This is a genomic window from Streptococcus sp. GMD6S, from assembly GCF_000297015.1.
Genome location: NZ_AJRH01000013.1, coordinates 37,172 through 44,059 on the forward strand (window position 1 = coordinate 37,172; position 6,888 = coordinate 44,059).

Below are 6,888 nucleotides of genomic sequence, written 5' to 3' on the forward strand. Positions count from 1 at the left end.
TTTTAGTCTCCTAGCTTGTTGAAAGAAGCTAAGGGTCCAACTCTCACGAACTCATGTAAAGGAAACCTATGGAAGTTTATTTTTCAGGCACCATTGAACGGATTATTTTTGAAAATCCCAGTAATTTTTATCGCATTCTCCTCCTAGATATCGAAGATACGGACGCGGAGGACTTTGACGATTTTGAAATCATCGTTACAGGAACCATGGCTGATGTAATTGAGGGTGAAGACTATACTTTTTGGGGGCAAATCATTCAGCACTCCAAGTATGGAGAACAGCTTCAGATCAGCCGTTATGAGCGGGCAAAACCAACTAAAAATGGGCTAGTCAAGTACTTTTCTAGTAGCCATTTCAAAGGAATTGGTCTCAAAACGGCCCAAAAAATCGTTGATAGCTATGGTGAAAATACCATTGACGAAATTCTGGAACATCCTGAAAAGCTGGAAAGTATTGCAGGACTCTCTGCCAAAAACCGTGAGGCTTTTGTTTCCACCCTCCGTCTCAACTACGGAACAGAGATGGTCTTGGCAAAACTAGCTAACTACGGCATTCCCAATAAACTAGCCTTTCAGATTCAAAACTTTTACAAGGAAGAAACGCTGGATATTGTCGAAAACTATCCCTACCAGTTGGTTGAGGATATCAAGGGATTGGGCTTTACCATTGCTGACCAATTAGCCGCCGAACTAGGCATCGAAAGTCAAGCCCCTGAACGTTTCCGTGCTGGCCTTGTCCACAGTCTTTTTCAGGGATGTATGGATACGGGCAATACCTATATGGAAGCCCGAGATTTGCTGGAACAGACCCTGACTCTCCTCGAGTCTTCCCGTCCCGTGGAACTCGATCCCAGCCAAGTAGCTCAGGAATTATCTCATTTGATTGAAGAAGACAAGGTTCAGCAGATTGATACCAAAATCTTTGATAATAGCCTCTTTTTCGCTGAAGAAGGCATCCGCAGTCACTTGGTTCGTATCCTTGAAAAAGGAAAACAAAAGAGTCATGATTTGGAAACCATTCAAAAGCATATCGCTAGCGTCGAGAAAGAACTGGGTATCCAATACGATAGTATCCAAAAGCAAGCTATCTGTGATGCTATCCAGAACAAGGTCTTTATCCTAACAGGTGGACCTGGTACTGGTAAGACGACTGTTATCAATGGGATTATCGCTATTTATGCCCTCTTAGAAGGACTTGATCTCAGGAAGAAAAGTAACTTACCTATTCTTCTCGCTGCACCAACTGGTCGAGCCGCTCGGCGCATGAATGAATTGACAGGTTTGCCTAGCGCGACTATACACCGTCATTTGGGAATGACGGGAGACGATGATACCAGCCATCTAGAAGATTATCTAGATGCCGACTTTATCATTGTAGATGAGTTTTCCATGGTGGATACTTGGCTAGCCAACCAACTCTTCTCCAACATTTCTTCTAACAGTAAAATCCTCATCGTGGGAGACAGTGACCAGTTGCCTTCTGTCAGTCCTGGACAAGTTCTGGCCGACCTGCTCCAGATATCCCTGATTCCGCAGACTCGCTTGGAACGGATTTACCGTCAGAGCGAGGAATCGACTATCGTCACCTTGGCAAGTCAGATTCGACAAGGCATCTTGCCAGCTGACTTTCCCCAGAAAAAAGCAGACCGCTCCTACTTTGAAATCGCTAGCGGTCATATCCCAGCTACCATTGAGAAAATTCTTGGCGCTGCCCTCAGAAGTGGCATTCCGGCTCGTGATATTCAGGTGCTAGCGCCTATGTATCGAGGAACTGCTGGCATTGACGCCATCAACCAACTTATGCAAGATCTGCTCAATCCTCAGCAAAAGGGGCAAGTTAGCTTTGAAGCAACTCAGTGTCACTATCGAACAGGGGACAAGGTCATTCACCTAGTCAACGACGCTGAAGTTAATGTCTTTAACGGAGACCTAGGCTACATCACAGACCTAATTCCTGGTAAATACACCGAGTCCAAACAAGACGAGATTGTCATTGATTTTGATGGAAATGAGGTCTCTTACCCACGTAACGAATGGTACAAGATTCGCCTGGCCTATGCCATGAGTATTCATAAGTCTCAGGGAAGTGAGTTTCCTGTTGTCATCCTGCCCATCACCAGTGCTAGCAAGCGCATGCTGGAGCGAAATCTCATCTACACAGCTATCACACGGGCCAAGAGCAAGCTCATCCTTCTTGGTGAATTACAGGCCTTTGACTATGCAATCAAACATATTGGAACTGCTCGCAAGACCTATCTGATTGAGCGTTTCAGTGATTTAATTGAAACTAATATTGAAGAAAGCAAACAAGCCTTCTCTGAAACTGCCACAGCAAGTGACTCTGAACAATCCTACATCCTCACTGAGGAAAACTGGTCTAGCATCCCAGCCATGATCGGGATTACAGATGCTGACTTAAAAGAGATTTTTGGAAAATAGTGCAACAGAAAGCCCACCTAGTCAGGTGGGCTTTTTCTCTTTTAAGATTATTTTACTGTTGCAGTGCTTGTGATCAATTCAACAGCTTTTTTGATAGTGATATCGTGTTTCAACATGTCAGCTGAAAGCAAGTTTTGCACTTGTGCAACTTCCATGTTGTAGTCTGCTGCCAATTGCTCGATTTCTTTTTGGATTTCTTCTTCTGAAGCGTCAAATCCTTCAGCTTTGGCAACTGCTTCGATAACAAGGTTAGTCTTCGTACGTGACTCAGCTTCTGCTTCGTATTGTTTGTGAAGGTCTTCTTGAGTAGTTCCTGTGATTTGGAAGTACATGTCAGGGTTGATCCCTTGGCGTTGCAAGTTTCCAAGGAATTCATTTACTGAACGGTGAACTTCTTCGTGGATCATTTCTTCTGGAAGTTCTACGATTTCAGCGTTTTCTACAGCTTTATCGATTGCTGCACCTTCAACGGCATCTTTGTATGCTTCTTCTTTCGCAGCAGTCAATTCTTTGCGGTATTTTTCTTTCAATTCGTCAAGAGTTTCCACTTCTTCGTCGATGTCTTTTGCAAGTTCATCGTCAAGAGCTGGAACTTCTTTTGCTTTTACTTCGTGAATAGTTGTTACGAATTTAGCTTCTTTACCTGCAAGGTCTTCTGCTTGGTAGTCTTCTGGGAATGTTACAACTACATCAACAGTTTCGCCAGCTGAGTGTCCAACCAATTGGTCTTCAAAACCAGGGATGAATTGACCTGAACCAAGTCCAAGTGAGAAGTTTTCACCTTTTCCACCGTCAAATTCAACACCGTCAATAGAACCAACGAAGTCAATAACAACAGTGTCGCCATTTTCAGCAGCGCCTTCTTTGATAACCAATTCAGCCAAGTTGTTGCGTTCGCGTTCGATACGTTCTTCAACGTCAGCGTCAGTTACTTCTTTTTCTACATCAACTGATACTTCAAGGTTTTTGTAGTCACCCAATTTTACTTCAGGTTTTGTCACGACTTCAGCAGTGATAACCCAGTCTTGACCTTTTTCCATTGAAGTTACGTCAATTTTTGGTTGCGCAACGACTTCAAGACCAGCTTCTTTTACTGCAGCTTCATAAGCGTTTGGCAAAAGTGCGTTCATTGCATCTTGATAAAGAGCTTCTTCACCAAATTTTTGGTCGAAGATAGGGCGTGGAAGGTGACCTTTACGGAAACCAGGAACGTTAAGAGTTTTCTTTACTGAGTTAAATACACGGTCCAATTCTGGTTTGATTTGGTCTTGAGAGATTGTGAAAGTCAAGACACCACGGTTTGTTTCTTTGTTTTCAAATGATACAGACATTCTGTCATTTCTCCTTAAAATTTTTTAAATACAGTCTATTATAGCATAAACCACGGTTAATTTTCAAGTAATGAATGCGCTTTGAGTGTGTCTGTTTTTGGGAGAAAATGAAAAATCACCAATAGAACGTAAATAAAAGACCGAAACTTTCAACTTTTTCCTGTCCCAGTCTTGATTTATTGTTCTTTTGATGATACAATAGATTTAAACTGATTGAACAAGTAACGGTTGTTTAATCGGTGGGCGTTTGAGTGTTAGTAGCACTCAGCGCCTTTTGTTCGTGTTTTTTATAAGTCTATTATACCACTTTGGGAGGAAAATGCAAGCATTTTCCCAAACTTTTTTTTCTAAAAGGCTTGACAAATCATGGTTTCTTATGATTTTCAATCCCTTTCATCGGTAAGAGCTCCCCAATACTTCGGTTTTCGGTTTGAGCGATTGTTCTGTGGTAGTGTATAATCTGATTTTTGAGTATGTTGAAAGTGACCAGGATAATCTTTTTCCTGGTCTTTTATTGTTTGGTAGGATTTCCTCCACTCTCCGAAAAATAGGTCTCTCAATTCTCCTGTATGGTTTAAAAGAATGGTTTGGCTCATAGTGTCAGCGCCTTTCTCACTCCAATACATACCTCTATTTTTCATTCGATACGTCACTTTGCGATGCTGAGATTCCATGATACCAATACCCTTGCTACTGAGTCCAAAGCTCTCAGGATGATCAGTATATTTAAAGTTTTTCAGAAGTTGTCTTTTGAAGCGTTGAAAAGACTCTAATTTTTTGTCTGATTTAATCAAAGATTCAGCCGTATCAAGTACCGTTTCTAGTAAACCCTTATCTCGGCTCTTGACCGCTTTAAAGGCTTGTTTGGTCAGCTCTAAAGGAAAAGTACGTAAATTCTTTTTCAGGGATTGATTCACGTGAAAAGCATCCCAAAAGTGCAAATGCTCTTTAGGCTTAAAAGCACTAACTAAGTCCTTAAAGTCCGTAGGAGAATAGCCTTTACCACCATCAGAATTAGTCACAATGACCGTTTCGGGAGTAATTTCAAAATGCCTAGTCAACAAATCCATTAGTCTATCTTTGGCTTTATGACAGCGTGTAGAGATAACTTCTATCTTGTCTTTTAAGATATTCCTCTTCCCCTTCTTGCTTCCAGTATGGACGACAAAATGACTTAACTCAATAGACTTCTTTTTCCTGTCAGGCATTGCCTGTTTGACCCAAACCCCATCACCTTCAATATAGACTTTCTTTGCTCTCACTTTGTCCTGGTTATCTTCAGACCAGTCTGAAGCTGATAAAGAGTCGTACTCCTCTTTTTCAGCTAGTAGTTCACCTGCCATGTCTAAAGCGTGCTGAACTGTATTCTTGGTGATATAGATTTCCTTTAACATTTCCATCACCGATACAACTTTACGATAGGGCATAAAATTAGCAAGCTTGGTCACCTGGTAAAGTAGCTCCTGAGAAAACCTCGACCTTGGTTCTAGTCCTAGCTTTTCATCAACAGGGATTCGGATGGTGTCATCTTTCTTCCATCTGCTACGTGAAAAGGTCATTTCTCCAAAAGAAAAAATAACTGTCCGCTCTTTTTGATTGATTCTTTTGTACCCCTGCGCTCGCATAATAGGGGCAATGAATTTTTCATAGTTTTCAATCATCTTCAGAAAAGCCCGTTGATTATTTTGTTTCAACTGCCTTGAAAATTCTCTTTCGTCTAACACGGTTATATCCATTTTTGTCACCTCAATCATCGCTACCGCCTATTATACCCCAAAAACAAGAAAAGAAAAAAGACCTCTCCAAACGGAAAGGTCTATATTTCTATAGTGATTTTAATAGTGGTTTATATCATGATTTTAATAGTGATTAAAATCAATATCTAAAGTGATAAACCTTGGTCTTTTTGGTTCTTTGGAGCGGATGCAGTTGGCAAAACCTCTTGATACATTTTCTTCAGAGATAGCTCATGTTGACCACCTAACAATAGATTTTCAAAAAATCTATCCAGGTATTCAGGATTTTTCTTCAGCAATTTTGCATTGTCCAAAACCAGGGCATCCCTGAAGTAACGTGCATTCTCTTTGAACGGGCTATTATCAACTTCAAAGCCTAGTGAACGTAGGTACTTAATCATGAAGACCGTAACAGTTCGGGTGTTGCCCTCTCCAAACGGATGGATTTGCCAAATTCCCGATACAAACTTTTTCAAGTGCTTGACCATTTCTTCAGGTGTCTTCCCTCGATAGTCAAATTGTGACTCCTGGTCAAAATCATAGGTTAAGCTAGCCGAGATAGTTTGATAATGATCATAGATAACGCTATCTCCCTCTAAAATCGGCTCTTTTTTAGTGATGTTATAATGGCGATATTCTCCTAAAGGGATACCTTGGCTTAGAACGCCAAAGAATAGCTCTTTATGGATTGATTTTAGAGTGGTTGGGGCAAACTTGAAGGCGTTGCTTGATAACAGCTCTACAATCCTTAAAGAGACAATATCAGCTTCTTTCGTGCTATCATCGGTCTCTTCATGGTATTTGGTAATTTGGTCATAAATTTGTTGATACTCAATCTTACCTTCAATCTGCTCTTTAGCCAATTCAACCATATAGCGTGATGGCTCAAGACCGTCTACTTGCTGAAGACCAAAGCCAGTCTGCCATAAGTCAAGTTTAGTCTGATAGGAAAGGTTGGGGTTATCAATTTCATAGGTTGGTTGCATAGGTCACCTGCGTAAATAATATTATAGTGATTTTTATCATGATTTTAATAGTGATAAAAATATTGACGATTATTCTTCTTCATAACTCTCAATCCAATTATCAAGGAAAGTTGATGCTCCGCTATATCCTGCTTGCTCCGCAATCCTATCTAGCTTTTCTCGATTTTGGGGCTTCAAGGTGAACTGATAAGGATGTTTGGTCTTCCCTGATGGGCGACCTGCTCTTCGCCCTTGTGATTTTGCCTTAGGGACTGACGGTATTGTCTCGCCTAACGCTTTACTAATTTTGTCCTTTTTGATTTCAAAAGCCATTGCATACCTCTTTTTAAATAGCTATTTATATCATGATTTTAATAGTGATAAAAATATTTATTAAAATCATGGTTTTTATATTGAT

General features: G+C 40.8%; 5 protein-coding genes. 1 reads left to right on the forward strand and 4 read right to left on the reverse strand.

Annotated elements, in window-relative coordinates; translation table 11 throughout:
• Positions 1 to 68: 68 nt before the first annotated feature.
• A complete protein-coding gene (gene recD2, locus GMD6S_RS03690; protein ID WP_000454451.1) occupies positions 69 to 2,438 on the forward strand; it encodes an SF1B family DNA helicase RecD2 in 2,370 nt (789 codons plus the stop codon).
• Positions 2,439 to 2,485: 47 nt separating this feature from the next.
• Here the strand turns inward: recD2 and tig are convergent, their stop codons facing one another.
• The 4 genes from tig to GMD6S_RS03710 all read right to left on the reverse strand — a co-directional run bounded on the left by tig (position 2,486) and on the right by GMD6S_RS03710 (position 6,803).
• A complete protein-coding gene (tig, locus tag GMD6S_RS03695) occupies positions 2,486 to 3,769 on the reverse strand; it encodes a trigger factor (protein WP_000116506.1) in 1,284 nt (427 codons plus the stop codon).
• A 383-nt stretch (positions 3,770 to 4,152) separates the two neighbouring features.
• Positions 4,153 to 5,505: an ISLre2 family transposase gene (locus GMD6S_RS03700; protein ID WP_000355715.1), complete on the reverse strand. Its 1,353-nt coding sequence runs from the start codon at positions 5,503 to 5,505 to the stop codon at positions 4,153 to 4,155.
• A gap of 146 nt (positions 5,506 to 5,651) precedes the next feature.
• A complete protein-coding gene (locus GMD6S_RS03705) occupies positions 5,652 to 6,491 on the reverse strand; it encodes a Fic family protein (protein WP_001183258.1) in 840 nt (279 codons plus the stop codon).
• A gap of 69 nt (positions 6,492 to 6,560) precedes the next feature.
• On the reverse strand, positions 6,561 to 6,803 hold the full coding sequence (locus tag GMD6S_RS03710) for a hypothetical protein (RefSeq protein WP_000863487.1): 243 nt from the start codon (positions 6,801 to 6,803) through the stop codon (positions 6,561 to 6,563).
• Positions 6,804 to 6,888 lie beyond the last annotated feature (85 nt).